Genomic DNA, 20,787 nt, shown 5'->3' on the forward strand with positions numbered 1-20,787 from the left:
TCTCATGAGCGGTCCCCATGGTCGAGGGGAAGGCACAGGCCCAGCCCGGCAAAGCGGCCGGCGCCCAGCATCACCGGGCCGGCCACCGCCTCGGCGAAGCGGATCACGGCGTGGGTCAGCGGCCGGCCCTTCAGCGCGCCCGGCTGGCGCCAGCGCGTCCAGTCCGGGGCGCCGGCCCGGGCGCGCGCCGGGGCGGTGCCGGTGAAGGCCGAATGCTTGCCCGGCACCACCTCCACCGGTTCGGGCAGACCGATGCGGGCGCAGGCGTCGCGGATGATGGCGCCGAGGTCGCCGTCCGCCTTGGGATGGCGGTCGAGCGCGATGGGGGTCACGCTGCCCCAAAGGTGGGACGGCCGGGCGTAGCGCTCCGGCCGCAGCGAGGCCTTGGCCGGCGAGGGCTCGTGCCGCATCTCCCAATCCAGCCCGACGTCGGGCGCGTGCAACCGCAACGTCACCCCCGGACGGTCCGCGACCCGGATGCGACCGAGCGCGCGGAACAGGTCCTCCTCGTCCGCCAGCGCGGCGGCGTCACCGGGGGCGACGGAGGGCGCCATCGGGTCGCGGGCGCGCCGGCTGGCCAGTTCCAACCCTCGCGGCAGCACCAGCGCCATGCCCATCAGCCGCCCCTGCGACCAGCGCCACCCGGCGTCCAGCAGCGGGACCGCGGCCAGATGCGGGCTGGTCAACGGCGCACCGTCCGGGCTGTGGCCGCTCACCCAGGCCGGCGCCCGGTGCTCGCCATAGCCCTTCTGAACCGCCTTGATGAGGAGCTTGGCGGCGACCGCCGCGGCCACCGGGTCCGGCTCCCGCCCGCCGGTGGCGGCAAACACGATCCAGTCCGAACCGAAGACCGACGCGGCGCCATTCCCGGCCTGCGGTGCGGCGGCCGGTGCGGCGGGTGGCACAGCGCCCTCGGGCGGCCGCTTGTCGGCGTTGAAGCAACGCTCCAGCTCGGCCAGCCGGCCGGGGTAGGCGCAACGGCGCGGCGCGCGGGTTTCCCCGGACGGGGCGTCGACCATCACCGCCCGGCACCGCACCAGCGAGGCGGAATGGCCGAGATAGCTGGTGTCCCGTGCCAGCGCGTCGAGGGCGTCCAGCACCGCCGCCTCCGGCGCCTCCGCCCAGAGGAACCGGACCAGCGGCGCGTGCGGCAGGGACGCCGGGAAGCGCCGCGGCTGCCGGTTCTTGCGGAATTGCGGCACGGCGCCGAGGTTGCGGGAGTCGTTCGGCGGAACATAGACCTCGACCAGGGCCCGTTCGTACGCCGCACCGCACTGGATGCGCGGAGCCGGCCTTCCCTCCAGCCATTCGAGTGCCCGCCGCTCCAGCGGCGACTGGCCCCGCGCCCCCCAGGACGCCACCAGGGCCGAGAACAGCCGGTCGGGCTGCGGCGGCCAGTCGGGGCCGCCATCGCTCGTCCGCGCGGCGAAGGCGACGCCCATCAGATACTCGACCTCGATGGCCAGCATCATGACGCCTCGCTCTCGCCGCCTTCGTCGTTCAGCGCACGGCTCATGCTCTCGCGGACGATGTGGACCAGCTTGTCCTGCGGCTGCAGGACGACCGGGCGGTCGTTCAGGGCGAAACCGGCCCGCACCGCCGCGGCGTAGGCCTCCTCATACAGGGCACGTGCGTCGTCGCGCGACAGGGTGACGGCCTCGACCGTGCCGTCGAAGGCGACCCTCTCCAGCGGCGCCGGCCCCTCGCACACCAGATCGCAGCGCGACCGCAGCGCGTAGCCCTGCACGTCCTGCTCGGTCAGGGCGACCAGCCCCAGCGCGGCGATCAGGGCCCGCCCGGCGAGATCGCGCTCCGGCGAACCGCCGAACCGCAGGCGCCGCAAACCGGCCAGCGTGATGACCGCCGAATGTTCGGCGTAGGCGCAGGTCACGCCGAGCGCGACCACGCTCGGCGCGATGTTGCCATGGTTGATTTCCGACGGGCGGACCTTCTTGGCGCCCTTGCCGGCGCTCTTCTCGGTGGTGTCCCAGCCGTTGTCGCCCTTGAAGACCTCGACACCGCGCAGAACGCCGAGCGGATCGATGCGGCTGCCGGTGCGGCGGGCCGAGGTGCGGACATCGACCTCGCCCGTTCGGGAGTCCGGCACAGTGCCCGCAATTCTCGAAATCAATGTCTCAGCATTATGCACCTGCGACGTATCGCTTATCGTTACTGTACGGATATTGATACCGGGAATTCCTGCCGCAGCGCCGTCCACCGGCACATCGATGCCGATGATTTCCGACACCACGGCGCGCGGGAACTTGGCCCCCAGCCCGCCGCCCTCGCCGGTGGAGTTCCACACCCCGAACAGCAGCGCGGAGGGCGAGGCCTCCAGGATGGCGGTCGCATCCTTCGAGGTCGCCTGCTTCAGGCGCTCGCCCAGCGGACTTTTCTGGAACGGCTTACCGTCCAGCAGGCTGTCGCGCAGGATGGCGTCGAACACCCGGTGCGGCGCGTCGAGCGAGGTGATCTCGCCGATGCTGTTCAGCCCGGCGGCGGCGAAATCGACCGACAGGCGCGGCAGGGGAATACGCCCGGCCCGCGCCGCCTCCAGCAGCGCCTCCTCCATCCGGTTGGCCTGCGACTGCACGCTGTCGATCAGAACACACCACACCTCGCGCTCGCCGATCCGCCGCCGTTCGAAGGCGTGGCGCGGCGGCGGGTTGTTCTTGCCCTCGCCGGGATAGGTCGGCGGGTGAAGCTTGTCACCCGGCCCACCGACCGGCTGAAGACGGCGACGACGACGGAACGCGGAATCGTTGGCAACCGCCTGCGTGAGCGCTGCGTAGGTCAGGGTCATGGGGCAACCTCTGTTTGAAATTATTTAAATGATTTAACGAGAACGTTAGGCTTCCACCGTTTGGTTTGGTTTGGTTTCCTGTTGCCGAAACCTGTACAATTCTCTAAACTTGGCAAGTCGGCTGAGGCCTCGTTGAAGCATGTAAAGCATCTAAGGCGTGCAAACTGTGTCCGGCACTTCCTCAGCCGTCGTATGTCCGGACATGCTGGGTAGGTCTTTACATCGCGTAGCGATTCAAAGAAAATAGCGACCGTTATCTCCGCAGTGCGATCGACGCACTGCGGAGATAACGGCCTAACCTAATAAGGCGTGGGTTCGCGTTTGCGGGTCACGCATACGTGCCTCCTGGCAAGAGTCTGGTCGCGGGCGTTGAATTTCCAAGCCACCGCCCGCGACTAAGATGCGACGGTACACGCTTTTGACATTTGGAACAAGGATTCTGGTTTATGTAGATAATATAGGGGGTGGAAGGGGGATTTTCTTTTCAGCGCCTGTTCGCAGTCCCGCCGCCTCATATCTCCGCCACCTCCAGCAGCGTGCCGACCACGGGCATGTGGATGACGGTGCCGGTCACCGGGCGCTCCGTCGCGGCTTCGACCAGGTGGCGGTAGAGCGCCAGCTGCGGGGCGTGTTCCAGCGCGCGGGCGGTCCACTGGTCATGGGGGCCGGGGAAGCTCTTGTGATCGACGATCACCACCCCGTCGGCGGTTTCCAGCAGCAGGTCGATCCGGCCGGTGACGCGCTGGAGCCCCAGCCGCCCGTGCACGGGGACCTCGGTGCGCCAGGTGGCGCCGGGCCAGCGCTGGGCCAGGACGCGCCACAGCCGGTCGCCGGCCTCGACCAGGGCCGCCGCCAGGGCGGTGGGCACCGCCCAGCGGTCGAGCAGGCGCCGGGCCTGGGCCAGCCGGCGGTCCGCCGGGATGTCGGGCCGGTCGACGGCGAGGAAGCCGTGCATGGCCTCGCCCAGCCGGGTCATGTCCACACCGCCGGGCAGCGGCAGACGCTCGCCCAGCGCCATACGCCGGCGGATCACCGCGGCGGGGGCGGCCTGTCCCGTTCCGGTCCAGTGGCTGGGCGCCACGCGCAACGGCGGGTGGACGACCGGGGGCTCCGTGTCGGGCGGCGTGGGCATGGTGAAGACGGCGATGTCCGGGGCGGCGTCCCGCCCGGCGTCCACCCCGTCGGCGGGAGACGCCAGGATCCGGGCCACCGCGCGGTGCGGCCGGTCGCCGACCTGGAGGTCGGCGGGCCCGTCGCCGGACGGCAGGGACAGGATCGGCGCGCCGCCGCCGTCCACCAGGGCGTCGAGCCAGCCGGTCTGTTTCGGGCGGGCGGCCAGGATCAGGTAGTCGCGCGCGCGGGTCATGCCGACATACATCAGGCGAACCGCCTCCGCGTGGGCGTGGACACGCGCCGTGGCCATCTCGGGCGATGCGTCGGCGGCGGTGTCGAGATGCACGCCCTTGCGCTGCGCGTCGTAGGGCCAGGGCCAGCAGCGCAGCCAGCGCCCATCCAGCGGGCGCCAGGGATCGACGCCCTCCGCCGGCCCGTCCACCGACAGGCCGAAGGGGGACGGGTCCGGCCCGCCCTGAAGGTCGAGCAGGATCACCACCGGCCATTCCAGCCCCTTGGACTGGTGGTAGGTCAGCACCTGGACCGCGCCGGGATCGGTGCTGGGCGGTTGGTCTCCGCCCTTCGCGACCCCGGCCAGGAAACCGATCAGCCCTCCGGCGGTGGCCGCCCCGTGGCGGGCGCGGCAATCGTCCTCGTAGGTCCGGGCCAGCCCGCGCAGGGCGTCGAGGTTGGCCAGCCGTCCGGCCGCGTCGCCCCAGCGCTTGGCCTGTTCGGCGACGCCGCCGGCGACGATGGCGACCTCCAGCGCCTCCACCGGGGTCAGGTGCAGCAGGCGGGCCCGCGCCGCGTCCAGGGCGCGCAGCACCGGGGAGGTCTCCCGCGCGCGCCGGGCGGCGTCGGGCTGCAACCACTCCTCCAGCCAGGCCGGCTGCGCCGCGCTGGCCGTCCCGCCATGCGCCAGCTCCACCATGGCGAGCGTGTCGGCGGAATCGACAAGATAGCGCAGGGCCGCCAGCGCCAACCCGGCCTCATCCGTGGCGATCAGCCCCTGGCGGCCGACCGCGACGTCGAGCCCGACGGCGGCAAGCGCCCCGGCCACGGCGGCGCAACGCTCGTTGGAGCGGCACAGGATGGCGATGTCGGCACCCCGGATCGGGCGTAGCCGCCCGTCGGTCCGCCCACGCTCGCCGACGGGATGCGCGTCCGGCAGCGCCAACAGCGACGCCACCCCCTGCGCCAGCGCTTCCAGGGCGATGTCCCAGCTCTTGCCCGCCAGGGTCCAGACCTCCAGCGGCGGCGGCTGGTCCGGCCCGTCCGTCCGCTCGCAGGCCGGGACCAGGGCGTCCTCGCGGGGGATGCCGGTGGGCGGAAAGGCGGCGCCGAACAGGTCGTTGTGGAACGCCACCAGCCCGGGGCGCGACCGGTAGTTCCGCGGCAGCCGTTCCGCCGTGCCGCCGCTTGCGCCGGGAGCCCAGGCGATCACCGCGCCGATCAGGGCGGGATCGGTGCCGCGGAAGCCGTAGATCGCCTGCTTGGCGTCGCCGACCCAGACCGACCGCCGCACCACCCGGGCCAGGGTCAGGAAGAGGGCGAGCTGGATCGGGCTGGTGTCCTGGAATTCGTCGACCAACGCCAGTTCCACCCGCTCCGCCAGCCGGCGGCGGACGTCGGGGCGGTCCAGCAGGGTCAGCGCCTCATGCTCCTGGTCGACGAAGTCGACGAGCCCGTGGACGCGCTTGAACCGCTCATACGCGTCCATGGCGTCGGCGGCGCAGCGGAACACCCCGTCCACCAGAGCGCGCAGGTCGGCGTGCAGGCGCGGATGGGCCGGGTGGGCGGACGCCGCCTCGGCGACCGCCTGGGCCACCGCCTTCCATTTGGCTCCGGGATCGAGCTTGGTCAGCCGCACCCACTCCACCCAGGGCAGCGGACGCCCGGCGGCCAGCGCCGCGGCGTTCCGCAACGTGGACAGCGCGTCCGCGGTCTTCTTCACGCCGGTGTCCCCGGCCGCGTCGATGGCGGCGACGGCCGCTCCAATCGCCTCGGCCAGCGCCCGGTCGAGCCGCTCCGCATCGGCCCGCGGTTCCGGCAGCAGGGCCAGCAAGCCGCGCAGCGACCGTTCCGCCGACGCCGCCAAGTCGCCGGCGGCGATCCCGTTCTGCCGGGCGTGGGCGCCGATGTCCTGGACCAGACCGCGCCAATCCTCCACCCGCAGGCGCCACGCCGCCGGTTCGATGGCGGCGCTGTGCCGCCGGATGGCGTCATCGGCGGCGGCGGCGAACAGGGCGGCGCCGCGCTCCTCCCCCAGGACGTCGGCGACCGGGGAGCGCCCGGCCTCCAGCGCGAACTCCGCGGCGATGCGGCCGAACAGGGCGTTCACGGTGCCGATGCGGGCGGTCAGCACGTCGCGCGCGGCGTCCGCCTGCCCGTCGGCGAGCAGCCGGCCCCGAATGCGCTCCAGCAGTTCGGCCGCCGCCTTGCGGGTGAAGGTCGTGGCGAGGATCGCCCCCGGCGCCAGCCCGGCCGCGACCGCGTCGAGGTAGGCGTCGGTCAGACGGTGGGTCTTGCCGGTTCCGGCGCTGGCCGTCACCGCGTCGATGGGAGAGGGGGTGGTCATGCGCCGACGCTCCCGACGCCGCACAGGCGTCCGTATTCGCAGATGCCACAGGGCGGCGCCAGGGCGAGCGCGAGCGCGGCGTCATCATCATCGCCGTCGTCGCAGACGCCGGGCGCCAGGATGTCGCCCCGCGCCAGCGCCGCCAGCCGCGCCGACCGGCTGTCCCAGGCGTCGCGCCAGATCGCCGGCAGATCGCTTCCCGGAACATGGAGGTGGGCCGGGAACGGGTCCGGCGTGCAGGCGAGAAGCCGCTGTTGCGCCAGCATGAAATAGCCGGCGGGCACCGGCCGCCCCTGCCCGACCAGCCGCCCGTAGACGGCGAGCTGGATCGCCCGCCCCTCGGCGATGTCCCGGCGACGGTGGCGGTCGCTGCCGCTCCATTTCAGATCCAGGATGACCGGTTGGCCGCCACGTCCACCGCCGGCCGCGGCACCGTCGCCGGCAGGGCCTTCCAGCAGCAGATCGATGATGCCCTCCACCGTCACGCCGTCCGCCAGGGTTTCTTCGACCGCGACCTCGCAGCCGCGCGCCGTCAGCCCGGCGTCCCCGGCCAGCCGGGCCAGCGCGCCGGCGGCCTCGGCGACGGCGGCGCGGGCACGGTCCCGCTCCAGCCCCGCCCCCGGGCGCTGCAGCGGCGCCGCCAGGACCGGCAGCAGGCGGTCGAACAGGGCCGCCGCGCGGCAGGCGGCGTCATCCGGCGGCCAGGCGGGCCGCTCCGCGAACAGGGCGGCGATCACCGCGTGGGCGAGCGTGCCGACCAGTTGCGGCCCGTCCGGGACGGCGCGCAGGGCGCCCGGCCGGATGCCGGCGGCGTGGTGCAGCACCCAGGCGAAGGGGCAGCCGAGCAGGCGTTCCAGGCTGGTCGCCGATTCCCGCCCGCGCGTCGGGACCACACCGGCCGGCACGCGCCACAGCCGGCGGGGCCGCGCCGGGTCGCAGCGGTCGAGCGGGCCGCGGGACACCGTGCGCCCGGCGAAGGCCACCCGGTCGGACCGCAACCCGGCCGACGCGTGGACCCTGTGGACGGCGGCGGCGGCCGGTTCGATCTCGTGCCACAGCGGGTGCGCCACCGCCGGTTCGCCGGCGACGGTGCGCGGCTTCACCAGGATCAGCCGCTCGGCGGCGTTCAGGACCGGCAGCCGCCACGACCACGCCTCACGGCGCAGGGCGGCCTCCGGCGTTTCCGGCAGGCAGCCGGCCTCTGCGAGCGCCGCCCGCTCCGCGTTGCTCCAGGGCTGGGCGACGGGGATGATGCCGGGATCGAGGAAGCCCCACCACAGCACGGTGCCGGCCACCCCCCAGACCTGCCCCGGATCGTCCACCACCGTCCAGGGCGCCGCCTCCGCCCCGCCGGCCGGGATGGCGGCGCCATCGCCGATCACCGCGTCCAGCATGCGGTCGAGCTGCGGTTTGGGAAGCCGCGCCAAGCCGGCCGCCCCGACCACCGCCGCCATGCAGTCGGCCTGCGCCGCGACCCTGCCCAGCATCTCGTCGCCCTGCCCGGCGCGGGCGCGGGCCCAGGCCGCCACCCGCCCGCACAGGGCGACGGCGGTGGTGACCGGAACGCCGTCCGCCTCGTCGAAGCGGGGGGATTCCAGCCAGCCGCGCCACTCCCGCTCCTCGGCGGCGAGACGGCGCTCCAATTCGGCCCCGGACAGGCCACGCGCCTCCAACCGGTCGCGGCGGCGGTCGCGCGCGGACCGCCACGCCGCCTGCCAAGCCGGGCCGCCGACCCCCGGCGCCTTCGCCAACGCGTCGGCGAAGGCCTGCGCGACGCCGGCAGGAATCGGGGATTGCGGCAAGGTCAGCAACTCCATCAGGCGCCGGACGTCCAGCGGGTCCCACAGCGCGGCCAACGCCAGCGGCAGCACCTGCACCGCCGCCCGCCAGGGCGAACGCCCGGCGCCGCCGACGCGGGGAAGACCCAGCCGGCGGCAGGCCTCGTCCAGCAGGGTGGTGCGCTGGCCGTGCAGGATCACGACGGTGTGGTTGCGGTCCGGCAGCGCCGCGAGCCAACCGGCGGTCATCTCCGCCGCCAGCCATTCGTCATCCGCCTCCAGCACCGTGACCGTACCGTCACCCCGCCCGGCCGCGGCGTCGCCGATGGTCAGCCGGCGCCCCACCAGCCCCAGGTCGCCGTCCGCCACCGGGGCCGGGTCCCGGCAGGGCGGCATCCGCGTGCCGCAAGCGGCCAGCCGGTCGAGCAGCAGGCGCCACGCCGCCGGAAGATGACCGACCGGCGTCGCGAGCCGCAGTTCCGCGATGGGCGCCGCCGGCAGGGCCGCCAGGGCGTCGAGCACCGCGCGCAGCCGGTCGGCCCGTCCCGCGGCCAGCGCGACCGGCACCCGCTCCACCGCGGCCAGCGTGTCGAGGCGGGCGAGACCGTTCCCACCGGGGCCGTGCCCGGTCCAGCCGGCCTCCACCAGCGCGTCCCGCCAGCCCAGGATCTGTTCGGCGACCGACCAGCCATCCGCCGCCAGCGACCGGCTGTAGAAGCGGGTTCCGTCATCCGCCGCGCGCAGGCGCGACAGGTATTGCGCCGTCCGCAAGGCCGGCGGCACCTCCGGACCCGACAGGCCGAGGCGGGTCTCCAGGATGCCGAGCAGGCCGGCGGGCCCGGCCACCTGGGTTCCCAGGCCGGCGTGCAGGCCATCGATCGTTTCCGGCCAGCAGGAGCCATCCAGATGCCAGCCGAACTGAACGCGCATGGGGTCTCTCCCGCTGTCTTGAGAGACGGACAGTGGTCGCGCAATATGAACAAAAGGTTGATAAACTATTCGTTCGAACACCAACAGAGAAGACAAGTGTATGCCTTTGACAGTCCGCCTCTGATATTTCCAAATCTCTTGTAACTTTGGCCGCTTGAGCCGCATAACGTTCCCGGTTGTTTATCAGGGTTATCAAAACTATCGTCGACGGCACGCGCCGTCGATCCGACCCGCCGGTCGACCACGGCGCAGGAGTGTTCCAGGATGGAGCCGGCCTGATGACCGACCAGCTTATGCTGCCCCTTCCCGCCCCGCCGGAGACCGATCCGGACCTGCTGGTGCCGGCGCGCATGGTGAACGAGTGGGTCTACTGCCCGCGACTGGCCTATCTGGAGTGGGTGGAGGGCGCCTGGGCCGCCAACGCCGACACCGAGGAGGGCAAGCGCGCCCACGCCCGCGTCGACGCCGGCCGCGGCAAATTGCCACCGCCGGAGGAGGCCGAGGAGGCCCCACCCTTCGAGGTCCGCTCCATCGAGCTGTCGTCGGATCGCCTCGGCCTGATCGCCAAGATGGACGTGGTGGAGGGCGAGGACGGCATCCTCACCCCCATCGACTTCAAGAAGGGCAAGCGCCCCCATGTCGAGGGCGGCGCCTATGAGCCGGAGCGGGTGCAGTTGTGCGTCCAGGCCCTGGTGCTGGAGGACAACGGCTACCGGATCGGCGAGGGGTTCCTGTGGTTCGCCGGCAGCCGGGAACGCGTGCCCGTCGCCTTCGACGACGAGTTGCGCACCCGCACGCGCGAGGCGGCGTCCGGGCTGCGTCTGGCCGCCGCGGCCCGGCGGATCCCGCCGCCGCTCGACAACAGCCGCAAATGCGCGCGCTGCTCGCTGCTGCCGATCTGCCTGCCGGACGAGGTGAACCTGTTCCGCAGCGGCGGCGCGCCGCGCACGCCGCCGCCGGCCGCCGACGCCGCCCTGCCGCTCTATGTGCAGCAGCCCGGCGCACGGGTCGGCAAGAAGGGCGACCTGCTGGTCATTTCCGCCGAGAACGAGCCCGACCGCGAGGTTGCCATGGGCGAGGTGTCGGAACTGGTGCTGGCCGGGCCGGTGTCGCTGTCCACCCCCGCCCTGCACGCGCTGGTGAAGGAGGAGATCCCCATCGCCTGGATGTCCAGCGGCTTCTGGTTCATCGCCACCACCGGCGCCCGCGGCCCGCGCAGCGCCCATGTCCGCGAGGGGCAGTACGCCGCCCGGTCCGACGCCTTCCGCCGGCTGCTGTTCGCCCGCGATCTGGTGCGCGCCAAGCTGCGCAACCAGCGCACCATCCTGCGCCGCAACTGGCGCGGCACCGAGGCGGAGCGCGAGCACGCCGCGGAGACGCTGAAGCGGTTGGCCGACCGCGCGCCCCGGGCCGCCGGCCTGCCCGAACTGCTGGGGGTGGAAGGCGAAGGGGCGGCGGTGTATTTCCGCGCCCTGCCCGCGTTGTTCACCGACAAGGTCGCCGACCTGCCCGCCTTTTCCTTCGAACGGCGGTCGCGCCGGCCGCCCGCCGACCCGGTCAACGCCTGCCTGTCCTTGTGCTATGCCTTGCTGACGCGGGCCTGCGCCACCGCGCTGGAGATCGCCGGCCTGGACCCCTGGGCCGGGCTGTACCACGCCGACCGGCCGGGCCGCCCGGCGCTGGCGTTGGACTTCATGGAGCCGCTGCGCCCGATCCTGGCGGATTCGACCGTGCTGACGGCGCTGAACAACGGCGAGCTGTCGCCCACCGACTTCGTCACCGCCGGGCCGGGCTGCAACCTGACGCCGGCCGGCCGGCGATCGCTGATCCGCGCCTTCGAACGCCGGCTGGACCAGGAGGCCTCGCACCCGACCTTCGGCTATCAGATCTCCATGCGGCGGATGCTGCACGTCCAGGCGCGCCTGTTCGCCCGCCACCTGCTGGGCGAGATCGACAGCTACCCGCATTACTGCCCGCGCTGAGCCCGGAGGGTCGCATGGCCGCCAACGAGCGCCTGTACATCGTCACCTACGACATCGGCGACCAGAAACGCTGGCGGCGGGTGTTCCGGGCCATGGAGGCCTATGGCCGCTGGCTGCAGTTCTCGGTCTTCCAATGCCGCCTCACCCCACGTCGACGCGCCGCGCTGGGCGCGCGGCTGGACGGCATCATCAAGCCATCGGAAGACCATGTTCTGATCATCGACATCGGCCCCGCCGACGCCGTCGACCCCCGCGTGGAAAGCCTGGGCCGCCCCTTCGAAGCCATCCGGCGCGAGGCGGTGGTGGTGTGACGCACGGCCCCGGCTCACGGCATGCGGCGCATCGACGCCAGGGCCCCGGCGCGGATGGCCGTGCCGCCGTTGATGCCGCCCGTCATGCCGATGGTCGCGCCGGGGCTCACCCGGGCAATCCGGTCGAGCCGTTCGGCCAGTTCGCGCTCTTCGCGGCAGGCTTCCTCGCAGAGGCTGCGCATCTCGGCGATGGACGGGCGGTAGCGGCTGCTCCGGCGCCACTGGCGGGCCGCCGCGTCGACCGCCCAGGACGGGAATTCCCCGAGGTCTTCCGCCCAGTCCGCCGCGACCACCGCCTCCACCTCGGGCGGCAGCGGGCTCTTGGGGGCGCAGTGGGCGAAGAGGGCGTAAACGCGGGCCAGCAGATGCGCCGGGTCGCAGGGGGCCAGGATGGTGCGCCGGATGTCGGCGACGATCACGCCGGCCGCCTGCGCCGTCCGCGGCTCCACCGTCGTCGGCGCCGTCCACGCCCGTGCCGGCCCGGCGTAGGACCCGTCGGCGGCGAAGCGGGACCCGCCGGTGGAACGCTCCTCCACCAGGGCGCGCACCGCCGGCGGCAAGGCCGACCGCAGAGCGGCACGACGGTCGGCGGCGGGCTGCGTCGGATCATAGCCGGCGGGCAGGCCGGCGCGGAGTGGCACGACGGTGGACGCGCCCTGGGATGAGGCGGTGGACGGGGTGGTGCTGGGCATGATCGGCCGGCTCCTCGCTCGGGGTTACAGGTGCTGCCAGGACGACGGGTCGAAGGCTGGCGTCGCGACCAGCGGGGCCGCACCGCACGGCGTCTCGGCCCGAAGCCGTTGCGCGACGCCGGCCCACAGCGTCATGCGGGCCTGTTCGGCCTCGCCGGACCGCTCGCGGACGGTGGTCGCGCGTGACGCGGCGGCGGGGACCGCCGCTCCGGACGCCCGCGGGGCTTTCCCGGCGGAGGCGTCCTGGAGCAGCCAGGCGCGCCACGCCGATCCGATGTCGCGGTAGCGGTAGCCGTGCGCCCGGCAGCGCAGCAGGAAGCCCTCGACGTGCCGGACCAGATCGACGCCGCCGAAGCGGGCGCGCGCCCAGGCCAGATCGTCGGCGGACGGCATCCAGTCCGGCTGCGGAACGTCCTCGGCCGGATGGGCATCGGGGTGGGCATCGGGGTGGGCATCGGCTGACCGCTCGTCCGGTTGGCTCCGCTCGCCTGCCGGCCCGCGTCCGCGCTCGGTGAGCGAGTCTGGAATCTGTTTGGAATGGAGCTGTTCCTGACTCGGCGACGGACAGGGGGCGTTCAACCGCGAGTCATTCCTGTCCATGGCGGTGTCGGCGGTCAGGCGCAGGCGGTAGCGGCAGGACAGGCGGGCGCCGTCGCGGCCGCTGCGGTGCTCGATCGCGACGAGGCCGAGGTCGCTGAGACGTTGAAGAAGGCGGTTGATGGTCGGGCGCGAACGCTTCAGCTTCGCCGCCAGCGTCGACTGCGACGGCCAGCAGGTCCCATGCTCGTCGGCGTAGGTCGCCAGCGCCGCCAGAATCGCAAAGCCGTCGGCGTCGAGATCGGGATGGTCCAGCCACCAGGCGGGAATCCGGCCCCATCGGCCGGTGTCGGTCGTCTCACGCTCGCTGGTCGGCATCGCCTGGTCTCCTGTCGCCTGTGTGGCGGCAGGATTCCTTGGGCGCCGGAGTCGCGCCAAATCGCGACGCTTTCCCACAGGTCGGCGCCGGATGCCCCTATGACGGGGATGCTCGCGCACCTGTGGGAAAGCCGCGCGGCTGGGGAGGATTTGCCCGCGCAGCTAGGGGAAAACGACGCGATTCCCGGCCGAATCGAGTCCTCGTGGATTCCGCCGCGAACCTGACGGAATGCGGCGCGCTTGCGCGACCGCCGGCGACGGGTGGGGAACCGGGAGCCTGCGGTGGCAACCGCGCGGCTTTCCCACAGGTCCGCGGCGACTCACAACCGACCACCGGGGCAATCGCGAGCATTTCCCCTAGGATCCGCGCCTGGACTGGTGCGTGTTTTCCGCAGAACACCGAAACAATGCGGCCCCGGTCCAAATCGCGCGGATTTCCCCTAGGTCCGGCCCACAGCGGTCTGGCAGACGCGGGCGGACGGCCTGTGCGACCGCTTCCCCTAGCTTTTCCTGACGGCGCTGCCGGGCGGGGGGACGGCTGTTCATGCCGGAAAACGGGGGCGAATCGCGAGTCGGTCCCCTAGGTGTGGCGGTCGCGTAGGGGAGGATGCAAGGCCAACGCGACTCTTTCCCCTAGGTCCGGACGGCCGGCTTCCCTGCGTAAGGCCGAGAATCGCGATGATTCCCCCTAGGGTCGCGCCCATTGCGGCGCGGTGGGATGGCCGATTTCCGGGCGTCGGCTCTGCCGAAAGCGTTGGTGCACCTAAGGTTTCAGAGAATCGCGTCGGATTCCCCTAGGCGCGCGCCGGAATCCCCTGCGTTGGCGGAGGCCGGTCGAGGGCGTATTCTCAAGATCGGCAGGAGGATGAGATGAGCAAGGTGGCGACGAGCGCAGCACAGTTGGTCCTGTTCGAGCTGGAGGACCGCAAGCAAAGTCACCTGATCGCGCTCTACGATCTGGCGCCGCGCTTCATCTTTGCCCAGCAGCGCGAAGACGCCGAAAAAGGCAGCGTGAAGTCGGTCTATCGCGAATTCAGCTTCCGCGGACAGACCTTCTACCTGTCGCTGCAGCCGGCGCGGATGGCCTATGAGCGCACCGGAGAGGGGCGCGGCCGCTTCGTGCCGGCGCCGACGCCGGAGCAGGCGCGCAACCTCGCCGAGGTCGAGGTCTTCCCGGCGGAGCGCGAGCAGATCGTCGAGCAGGTGGTGCGCCGTCTCGCCATGGACCGGGCGCGCCTGTCGCTCGCCGGCGAGAACCAGGATCAGGTGCGGCTCGACTTCAGCCTGTACGACATCGGGCGCGAGCTGCGGAACACCAACCATTCGCTGAACTACAGCGAGATCCGCGAGTCCCTGACCATCCTGGCCCGTGCCCGCATCATCATCAGCAAGGCGTCGGCGTCGGAGCGCAAGCGGGGCAGCGATCTGCTCGATTCCACCGCCTTTCCGGTGCTCGTCGTCCGCCGACCCGACGGCGCCCAGGACGAGGATGGCGGCGACCAGACCTACGTCCAGTTCAACCCGCTGGTCGCGACGGCCATCCGCGGGCTGGAGTTCCGCCCGGTCAGTTACGAATGGCTGATGCGGTTGAAGAACCCGGTGTCGCGCTGGCTCTACAACCGGCTGTCGGTCGAGTTCGAGACGCCGGACGACGAGGCGGACGCCGGCCGGGTGATGACGATCTCCGCCGACGAGATCATCAAGAACTCCGGCATGACCGAGTACAGCCGCCGCCGCGACACGTTGCGCGTCGTCACCGCGGCGGTCGATGCCCTGGTGGACGAGGGGATCCTCGACGGGCGCGATCTGCTGCACGCGAAGACCGGCAAGCGCATCGACGGCATCGACTATGTCCTGCGCCCGTCGCGCCGTTTCCTGGACCAGGTGCGCCGGGCCGAACAGGTCGCCGACGTCAACGCCGCCGTCGTCAAGGCGGTCACCGGCAGCGAGGAACGCCCGAACGCCTTCGTGCCGCTGACACCGATGCAGGCGCTGGAAACCCGCAAGGCGCGCGCCACCCGGCTGGCCGCGTCCCAGGGGGCCCTGCCGCTGCTGGACGGCAACGGCTGATCCCCGGCCTGCGCCCGGGCCCGTGTGACGTAGTGAAAACCACGACGCCGGCGTAGACGGTCGGACAGTAACCTCCATCAATGTTGACGGTGGTAGGCGCTACCTGTAAGTCCGTCCCCATCGGGAGTGGAGGCTGGGGACGGCTGATGAGGGGCGAGGATCTCAGGGTCTGCCGCGAACGCAAGGACGCCAGCCAGGCGGATTTCGCGGCTTGGCTCAACGACCGGCTCGGACGGCGCTACGACAAGCAACGCGTGTCGCGGTGGGAGGTCGGGGCCGAAAAGATTCCGGTGGCGGTCGCCGATCTGGTGTCGGCCGAACTCCGCGTGCTGGCGAGCACGCACGGGCCGGGCATCACCATCATCGCCGCCAACCAGAAGGGCGGCGTGGCCAAGACCGCGACCTGCGTCAACACCGCCACGCTGCTGGCGCGCCGCGGTTACCGCGTGCTGCTGATCGATTCCGACCCGCAGGCCAACGCGACGATGCATCTGGGCATCGACCCGCTGCAGGCGGAAAAGGACGGCAAATCGCTGCGCGACGTCTTCGAGGACCGGGCGACGATGCGGGACATCATCCATGTCGTGCCGTCGAGCGGCCTGGAGGTGGTCGCGGCGTCGCCGATGCTGAGCGTCGTCGAAGGCGCGCTCGCCACCGACAGCACGTCCGGCCTGATCCTGCGCTCGCATCTGGTGGACCTGAAGCGCGAGTACGACTTCATCATCATCGATTGCCCGCCGAACCTCGGGCCGATGACGCAGAACGGGGTGGTGGCGGCGGACGCGCTCATCATCCCCTGCCAGACCGAAATGCTGGCGATCGCCGGCGTCGGCCTGCTGATGATGACGGTCGACAAGCACCGCCGCCGCAGCAACCCGCATCTGCGCATCATCGGCATCCTGCCGACGATGTATCAGTCGGGGTTGCAGCAGCACCAGATCGGCATGGAGGCGATCGAGCAGCAGTATGGCAAGTCCTACCGCATCTTCCCGGCGGTGCCGCGGGCGACGGCCTATGGCGACGCGGTGATGAACGGACGCGCCGCCGTGGACATGCCGGGACTGCGCGGTCTGGCGGCGTTGGAAACCGTCGCCGACGCCTTCATCGAGGAGCGGAAGACGATTTTGGGAGCGGTCCATGTCAACGTCTAAGAAGGGCCGGGGGAATCTCGCGATGCTCGGCATGCTCGGCAACGCGATCGCCGAGCAGCAGGAAGGTTCCCGGGTGATGGAGGTCGAGGTGTCCTGGGTCGATCCGAACCCCGGGCAGCCGCGCAAGCATTTCGACGCGGAGTCGATCCAGGCGCTGGCGGACTCGATCGAATCGCATGGGCTTCAGCAGCCGATCGGCCTCCAGCACCAGGACAGCGGGCGCTACCGCCTGGTGTTCGGCGAGCGCCGTTTGCGGGCCTACCGGCTGCTGGGCCGCCGGACCATCCCGGCCATCCTGGTCGACCCCAAGGTGCCGGCCGACGAGGCCGCCCTGATCGAGAACGTCATCCGCAAGGACCTGACGCCGTTCGAAGAGGCCGATGCGCTGAAGGCGTTGTACGACCGCCACAAGCTGTCCTACGCGACGCTGGCACGGCTGGTCGGGCGCAGCAAGTCGGGCATCGACCGCGAGATGTCCCTGGTCCGGATCTGCGCCGAGGTGCGGGCGGAGTATGTGGAGCACACCCCTCCCCTCTCCGTCCTGTACGAGATCGCGCGGATCGAGGACCCGATCGAACAGGTCGGGGCGTGGGAGAACTACAAGGCTTTGCGCCGCGCCGAACGTCTGCCCGAGCCGGGCTCCGGCGATGACGACGACACCGGCCGCCGGCCGGCGGCGGGGGGATCAGGGGGAGCGCGGTCGACGGCGACGTACAAGACCGCCCTGCCCGCCGCCATGGCGCGCCGGATCTTCGGCGGTGCGTCGGCGATCCAGGCGCTGGGCCGCGACGAAAAGCGCATCGCGGCGCTGCTGCCCGATGACATCGCCGCTTTCAAGGCGATGCGCGCCGAGATCGACGAGTTGCTGAAGCGGGCGGAAGAAACGCTGGCCGACGCGGACTGACGCGCCGGCCGGTGTCGCGCCGAGCGTCCCAATTTGGGACGCTCGGGCCCGCCGTTTACGGCAGGACGCGTTTCCGCTTCAGGCTGTCGAGCGCGCCGGTCAGCGAGTGCGTGGAGTCCATCCGCCCGGTGAAGCCGAAGCGGTGGATCTTGTTGACGTCGGAAATGACGTCGGTTTCGGTGTGGAAGATGAAATCGCCGAAGCCCCAGCCGACCAGCTTGGCCAGATCCGGTTCGACGAGGCCATGCCGCACTGCGATCTCGCGCCAGAGCGGCCCCTTGTCGGCCATGTGGCGGGCCAGCGTCAGGGGAACCGGCGGCGCCGTTTCCAGCCCGAGATGCCGGGCGGCGTCCTCCCACATCCGGTCCCAGCGGAAGACGTCGCCGTTGGTGACGTTGAACGCCTCCCCCGCCGCCCGCTCGCTTTCCGCCGCCCAGAGGCTCGCCTGGGCCAGCAGGCCGGCGTCGGTGAACTGGACGAGCTGCTCGTAGGCCTTGTCGGTGCCGGGAAAGCGCATCGGCAGGCCCAGCGCGCGGGACAGTTCAGCGAAGACGCCGACCACCAGCGCGATGTTCATCGGGTTGCCGTGGATGTCGCCGACCACCACGTCGGGCCGCAGCGCCACATAGTCCCAGCGGCTTGTTTTCGCACGGGCCTTGAGCTGGGCTTCCTGGGCCAGATAGAGGTTGGGCGGCATGTGGGGCGGATCGCTTTCGCGCGCCGGGGTGCGGACCTTGGCGCCGAGATGGATGCCGTAGATCTTGAAGCCCTGGTAGATCACCACCCGCCGCAGCGGCGCCCCCGCCGCCTCCAGCCCGTCGATCAGGTTGCCGAGCATGCGCCCGTTGCGCTCCGCCTCCACCGCCAGATCGGGATCGGGGCTGAGCGCCGCGTAGAACAGGTGGGTGGTGTCGGCGGCGTCGCGCAGGGCGGCGGCCGTCGCGGCGGCGTCGGTCAGGTCGGTGCAGACCGACGGGAATCCCTCCAGCGGACGGCGGGCGAGCGCCCGAACGCTCCAGCCCTGCGCCTTCAGTTCGTGTGCGAGCGCGTGGCCGATGATGCCGCCGGCCCCGGCCACCAGGGCCACCTTCGATGCCGTGCTTGTCGTCATGTCGTTTCGTCCGGTTGTCTGGGTTTTGCGGTGCCCGCGGATCAGGAGCGGATTTGGGCAATGCCCATCTGCTGCAACAGGGTCAGGTTGTCTTCGATGTGCCAGTTGTCGGTGATGCGTCCGTTTTCGACCTTCAGAAGGTCGGTGGCGAGGAAGCGGATCGCCTGCCCCTGCCCCGTCGTCTGCCCGAACCGGCCGCTGAAATGGCCGGTGAAGACCATATGGACGGTCACGAGGTCGCCGGCCACGATCATCTTTTCCACGGTCACCGCCAAGTCCGGCACCGCGGCGCGGAAGTTGCGGGAGGCGACCGCCGGACCCTCGGGGCCCTGTGGCCGTCCCGACGGCAGCGTCCGGTCGGTGAAGCGGTCGGCGATGGCCCGCTTCAGGAAGGCCGGGTCGCCGGTGTTCCAGAAATCATAGAAGGCGCGCGCCGCCGCGACGGTGGCGTCGTGTTGCGCATCGGGCTGGCTGGCGGGCTGGGTGGCGGGCGCACCGGTCACCACCAGTTCGCGGATGGTGACGCCATCGGCGGCGTCGACGGGACCGGACAGCGCGCAGGCGAGCAGCGCCGCGCCGCCGAGGCTGCGGGTGAGCCGCAGGGGATCGAGGATCATGACGAGACTCCGGGATGTTGATGATTGAGGCGTGTCAGGCGATGGCGCCGCCGCCATCCACCCGCACCGTCGAGCCGGTGGCGAAGGGCGTCTGGACCAGGAACAGGACCGCGTTGGCGATGTCGTCCGCTTGGCCGACGCGACCGGCCGGCAGCCGTTGCGCCGCGCCGGCGAACATCGCCTCGCGCTTGTCGGCGGGCAGGCCCGCCCACAGCGGCGTCGCGATCAGCCCGGGGGAGACGGCGTTGACCCGCACCGGCGCCAGTTCCAGCGCCAGCCCGCGGGCCAACGCCTCCAGCGCCGCGTTGATGGCGCCCTGCAGCACCGACGTCGCCGACGGGCGCACGCTGAGGAAGCCGGAGATGAAGGTCAGCGATCCGCCCTCGCGGATGTGCGCCGCCCTGGCGACGCGGTAGGCGCCCCAGAACTTGCTGTCCATCGCCGCCCGCGCGTCGGCGAGGCTGAGCCCGCGCACCGGGCCGCCCGGCGTCTGCGCGGCGGAGACGACGATGTGGTCCCATGGCGCCTCGTCGGCGAAGAAGCGCTCGACCGCGGTGTCGTCGCGGCTGTCCAGGACAACGGCGCGCGCGTTGCCGGTGATCCGGGCCAGCGCGGCGTCGAGCTTGTCCTGGGAGCGCGAGGCGATCGTCACGGCGGCACCCGCCGCCGCGGCGGCCTGCGCCGTCGCGAGGCCGATTCCGGAGCTGCCGCCGATCACCAGCAGGCGGGCGTTCGTCAAGCTGTCAGACATCGGTGCTGTGTCCTTGTGTCGGGGGAAGGGGATATCCGGGTGGAAGGAGGAAGGTCTGGCAGCGACTCTAGCCCCTCCCCTCTTCAGCGAGTATCCTGTCAGTGATCGACACACTCTCCACCAATCGGAAAGAATGGGGCCGGCATGCTGGACGACATTACGGAGCTGCGCACCTTCGTCCGCATCGTCACGGCGGGCAGCCTGTCCGCCGCCGGCCGCGACATGAACCTTGCGCTCAGCGTCGTCAGCAAGCGTCTGGCGTCGCTGGAACGCCGCACCGACACACGCCTGATCGCCCGGAGCACCCGCCGTCTCGCCCTGACCGAGGAGGGGCAGCGGCTGTATGAACGGGCGCAGCGCATCCTGGCGGAGATCGACGAAGCGGAAGAGGCGCTGACCCGTGGCCGGGCCGAACCGCAGGGCATCCTGCGGATCGGTGCGCCGGTCGCCCTCGGCCGGATGGAGGTCGGTCCGGTCTGCCGCGCCCTGGTCGAGGCCCATCCGAAAATATCGGTCGATCTGGTGCTGACCGACCGCGTGGTCGATCTGATCGACGAGGGGATGGATGTCGTCGTCCGGATCGGTGCGCCGAAGGACTCCGCCCTGATCGTGCGCAAGCTGGTGGACAACCACCGTGTCGTCGTCGCGGCCCCCCGCTATCTCGACCGCCACGGCGTGCCGGCCACCCCGGCGGAGTTGGAGGGGCACGAGTGCCTGCATTATCCGGGCGCGCGCGGGCACTGGCGTTTGGTGGGACCCGGTGGCGCGGTGGTCGAGGCGCAGGTGTCATCCCGCCTGCGCAGCGACAACGGCGACGTCGCGCAGGACTGGGCGCTCGCCGGCTGTGGGCTGATCATGAAGTCGTGGGTTGACGTCCAGGCGGATGTGCAGGCCGGCCGCCTGCGGCGGGTGCTGCCCGATTGGTGTGGTGATCCGGCGCCGGTGTGCGCGCTGTTCCCGTCGCACCGCCAGTTGCCGAGCCGTGTGCGGCTGTTTCTCGACGCCATGGCGGACCAGCTGAACCATCGCGCGGGGCCCGGCTGATCGCCGCGTCGCGGCTTCCATCGCTGGTAGCGAGCCC

Annotated in this window: 15 protein-coding genes; 6 read left to right on the forward strand and 9 right to left on the reverse strand. The window is 71.7% G+C overall.

Features of this window, described 5'->3' with window-relative positions; genetic code table 11:
- Positions 1-2: 2 nt before the first annotated feature.
- From csb2 to TSO352_RS12200, 4 genes are all read right to left on the reverse strand, one after another.
- The gene (csb2, locus tag TSO352_RS12185; protein WP_109107606.1) at positions 3-1,472 is read right to left on the reverse strand and encodes a type I-U CRISPR-associated protein Csb2; all 1,470 of its coding nucleotides are present in this window, start codon (positions 1,470-1,472) and stop codon (positions 3-5) included.
- The gene (gene cas7u, locus TSO352_RS33915) at positions 1,469-2,803 is read right to left on the reverse strand and encodes a type I-U CRISPR-associated RAMP protein Csb1/Cas7u (RefSeq protein ID WP_109107607.1); all 1,335 of its coding nucleotides are present in this window, start codon (positions 2,801-2,803) and stop codon (positions 1,469-1,471) included. The genes csb2 and cas7u overlap by 4 nt, the downstream gene beginning before the upstream one ends.
- A 511-nt stretch (positions 2,804-3,314) precedes the next feature.
- Positions 3,315-6,494, reverse strand: coding sequence for a UvrD-helicase domain-containing protein (locus tag TSO352_RS12195; protein WP_109107608.1), 3,180 nt, complete (start codon positions 6,492-6,494; stop codon positions 3,315-3,317).
- Entirely contained in the window at positions 6,491-9,202 is a 2,712-nt protein-coding gene (locus tag TSO352_RS12200; RefSeq protein WP_109107609.1) for a PD-(D/E)XK nuclease family protein, read from the reverse strand. The genes TSO352_RS12195 and TSO352_RS12200 overlap by 4 nt, the downstream gene beginning before the upstream one ends.
- A gap of 278 nt (positions 9,203-9,480) precedes the next feature.
- On the opposite strand from TSO352_RS12200, the gene cas1 reads away from it, so the two are divergent.
- Positions 9,481-11,184: a CRISPR-associated endonuclease Cas1 gene (gene cas1 / locus TSO352_RS12205; protein ID WP_109107610.1), complete on the forward strand. Its 1,704-nt coding sequence runs from the start codon at positions 9,481-9,483 to the stop codon at positions 11,182-11,184.
- Positions 11,185-11,198: 14 nt separating this feature from the next.
- Positions 11,199-11,495 carry a CRISPR-associated endonuclease Cas2 gene (cas2, locus tag TSO352_RS12210; RefSeq protein WP_109107611.1) on the forward strand — a complete coding sequence of 99 codons (297 nt, stop codon included), beginning with the start codon at positions 11,199-11,201 and terminating at the stop codon, positions 11,493-11,495.
- A 14-nt stretch (positions 11,496-11,509) separates the two neighbouring features.
- Here the strand turns inward: cas2 and TSO352_RS12215 are convergent, their stop codons facing one another.
- Both TSO352_RS12215 and TSO352_RS12220 read right to left on the reverse strand, forming a co-directional pair.
- On the reverse strand, positions 11,510-12,187 hold the full coding sequence (locus tag TSO352_RS12215; RefSeq protein ID WP_109107612.1) for a hypothetical protein: 678 nt from the start codon (positions 12,185-12,187) through the stop codon (positions 11,510-11,512).
- Positions 12,188-12,211: 24 nt separating this feature from the next.
- On the reverse strand, positions 12,212-13,102 hold the full coding sequence (locus TSO352_RS12220; protein WP_109107613.1) for a helix-turn-helix domain-containing protein: 891 nt from the start codon (positions 13,100-13,102) through the stop codon (positions 12,212-12,214).
- A gap of 870 nt (positions 13,103-13,972) precedes the next feature.
- Here TSO352_RS12220 and TSO352_RS12225 point away from each other — a divergent pair.
- The 3 genes from TSO352_RS12225 to TSO352_RS12235 all read left to right on the forward strand — a co-directional run bounded on the left by TSO352_RS12225 (position 13,973) and on the right by TSO352_RS12235 (position 17,227).
- Positions 13,973-15,172, forward strand: coding sequence for a plasmid replication protein (locus tag TSO352_RS12225; protein WP_109107614.1), 1,200 nt, complete (start codon positions 13,973-13,975; stop codon positions 15,170-15,172).
- Positions 15,173-15,318: 146 nt separating this feature from the next.
- Positions 15,319-16,323 (forward strand): AAA family ATPase, encoded by a 1,005-nt coding sequence (locus TSO352_RS12230; protein ID WP_109107615.1) that lies wholly within the window; start codon positions 15,319-15,321, stop codon positions 16,321-16,323.
- 22 nt (positions 16,324-16,345) lie between these two features.
- Positions 16,346-17,227: a ParB/RepB/Spo0J family partition protein gene (locus TSO352_RS12235; RefSeq protein ID WP_199231578.1), complete on the forward strand. Its 882-nt coding sequence runs from the start codon at positions 16,346-16,348 to the stop codon at positions 17,225-17,227.
- A 55-nt stretch (positions 17,228-17,282) separates the two neighbouring features.
- On the opposite strand, the gene TSO352_RS12240 is transcribed toward TSO352_RS12235, so the two are convergent.
- From TSO352_RS12240 to TSO352_RS12250, 3 genes are read right to left on the reverse strand one after another with little or no spacing between them, the layout of a single operon-like run.
- Positions 17,283-18,338, reverse strand: coding sequence for an SDR family oxidoreductase (locus TSO352_RS12240; RefSeq protein WP_109107617.1), 1,056 nt, complete (start codon positions 18,336-18,338; stop codon positions 17,283-17,285).
- 41 nt (positions 18,339-18,379) lie between these two features.
- The gene (locus tag TSO352_RS12245) at positions 18,380-18,955 is read right to left on the reverse strand and encodes an ester cyclase (RefSeq protein WP_109107618.1); all 576 of its coding nucleotides are present in this window, start codon (positions 18,953-18,955) and stop codon (positions 18,380-18,382) included.
- 34 nt (positions 18,956-18,989) lie between these two features.
- Positions 18,990-19,706, reverse strand: coding sequence for an SDR family oxidoreductase (locus tag TSO352_RS12250; RefSeq protein ID WP_109107619.1), 717 nt, complete (start codon positions 19,704-19,706; stop codon positions 18,990-18,992).
- 144 nt (positions 19,707-19,850) lie between these two features.
- Here TSO352_RS12250 and TSO352_RS12255 point away from each other — a divergent pair, with 144 nt between their 5' ends.
- A complete protein-coding gene (locus TSO352_RS12255; RefSeq protein WP_109107620.1) occupies positions 19,851-20,750 on the forward strand; it encodes a LysR family transcriptional regulator in 900 nt (299 codons plus the stop codon).
- Positions 20,751-20,787: the final 37 nt, after the last annotated feature.

The sequence above is a fragment of the Azospirillum sp. TSO35-2 genome, from assembly GCF_003116095.1.
GTDB lineage: Bacteria > Pseudomonadota > Alphaproteobacteria > Azospirillales > Azospirillaceae > Azospirillum.

Bases quoted from the DNA above. Each gene is read 5' to 3' on its own strand.
- csb2 (WP_109107606.1), bottom strand. From the start codon at position 1,472: ATGATGCTGGCCATCGAGGTCGAGTATCTGATGGGCGTCGCCTTCGCC.
- cas7u (WP_109107607.1), bottom strand. From the start codon at position 2,803: ATGACCCTGACCTACGCAGCGCTCACGCAGGCGGTTGCCAACGATTCC.
- TSO352_RS12195 (WP_109107608.1), bottom strand. From the start codon at position 6,494: ATGACCACCCCCTCTCCCATCGACGCGGTGACGGCCAGCGCCGGAACC.
- TSO352_RS12200 (WP_109107609.1), bottom strand. From the start codon at position 9,202: ATGCGCGTTCAGTTCGGCTGGCATCTGGATGGCTCCTGCTGGCCGGAA.
- cas1 (WP_109107610.1), top strand. From the start codon at position 9,481: ATGACCGACCAGCTTATGCTGCCCCTTCCCGCCCCGCCGGAGACCGAT.
- cas2 (WP_109107611.1), top strand. From the start codon at position 11,199: ATGGCCGCCAACGAGCGCCTGTACATCGTCACCTACGACATCGGCGAC.
- TSO352_RS12215 (WP_109107612.1), bottom strand. From the start codon at position 12,187: ATGCCCAGCACCACCCCGTCCACCGCCTCATCCCAGGGCGCGTCCACC.
- TSO352_RS12220 (WP_109107613.1), bottom strand. From the start codon at position 13,102: ATGCCGACCAGCGAGCGTGAGACGACCGACACCGGCCGATGGGGCCGG.
- TSO352_RS12225 (WP_109107614.1), top strand. From the start codon at position 13,973: ATGAGCAAGGTGGCGACGAGCGCAGCACAGTTGGTCCTGTTCGAGCTG.
- TSO352_RS12230 (WP_109107615.1), top strand. From the start codon at position 15,319: ATGAGGGGCGAGGATCTCAGGGTCTGCCGCGAACGCAAGGACGCCAGC.
- TSO352_RS12235 (WP_199231578.1), top strand. From the start codon at position 16,346: ATGCTCGGCATGCTCGGCAACGCGATCGCCGAGCAGCAGGAAGGTTCC.
- TSO352_RS12240 (WP_109107617.1), bottom strand. From the start codon at position 18,338: ATGACGACAAGCACGGCATCGAAGGTGGCCCTGGTGGCCGGGGCCGGC.
- TSO352_RS12245 (WP_109107618.1), bottom strand. From the start codon at position 18,955: ATGATCCTCGATCCCCTGCGGCTCACCCGCAGCCTCGGCGGCGCGGCG.
- TSO352_RS12250 (WP_109107619.1), bottom strand. From the start codon at position 19,706: ATGTCTGACAGCTTGACGAACGCCCGCCTGCTGGTGATCGGCGGCAGC.
- TSO352_RS12255 (WP_109107620.1), top strand. From the start codon at position 19,851: ATGCTGGACGACATTACGGAGCTGCGCACCTTCGTCCGCATCGTCACG.